The sequence below is a fragment of the Reyranella sp. CPCC 100927 genome (genome assembly GCF_007859315.1).
Taxonomy (GTDB): domain Bacteria; phylum Pseudomonadota; class Alphaproteobacteria; order Reyranellales; family Reyranellaceae; genus Vineibacter.
This window is the reverse complement of the sequence record NZ_VOHA01000073.1, coordinates 1-547: the sequence shown is the minus strand read 5'-3', so window position 1 is coordinate 547 and position 547 is coordinate 1. Positions and strand designations below refer to the sequence as shown.

Sequence of the window (547 nt, the reverse complement as noted above, 5' to 3'; positions counted from 1 at the left end):
GCAGGCTGCACGCCGGCCAAGGTCGACCAGGTCACGGCCCTGCTCGTGGCCGAGCTGGAGAAGATGGCGCAGGCGCCGATGGGCGCCGCGGAGCTCACGCGCTCGGTCGGCCAGCTCTCCGGCGGGCTCGTGCTCGGCATGGAGGACACCGGCTCGCGGGTGAGCCGGCCCGGCAAGTCCGAGCCGGTGCACGGCGAGCTCATGAGCGTCGACGAGACGCTGGAGCGGATCCGCGCGGTCACGGCCCAGGAGGTCCAGGACCTCGCGGCCGAGCTCGCGGCCGTCCCGCGCTCGGTCGTGCGCGTCGGTCCCTTCGGGGACTGAGCGCCCGGTCGGGAGACCCACCGCCCGGTCACGGGCCGGACGCCCCGGGGCGCACCCGGGGCGTCCGGCCCTGCCGGTCGTGTTGCGCGCCGGTCCATGATGGACCCATGCCCGTCGCCGTCGACTCCTACGCCCGCACCGCCGCCCCGTCGCACCTCGAGGGGCTCGTCGAGCACGTGTGGGTCGCGCGGCACCGGGGCGGACGCACGCACCACGAGGTCCT

The 547-nt window shown here is 76.2% G+C and carries 1 protein-coding gene; it reads left to right on the top strand.

Features of this window, described 5'->3' with window-relative positions:
• Positions 1 to 324 (top strand): insulinase family protein (locus FQU96_RS42015; RefSeq protein WP_146547395.1); only part of this gene is annotated, 324 nt, incomplete at its 5' end.
• Positions 325 to 547 lie beyond the last annotated feature (223 nt).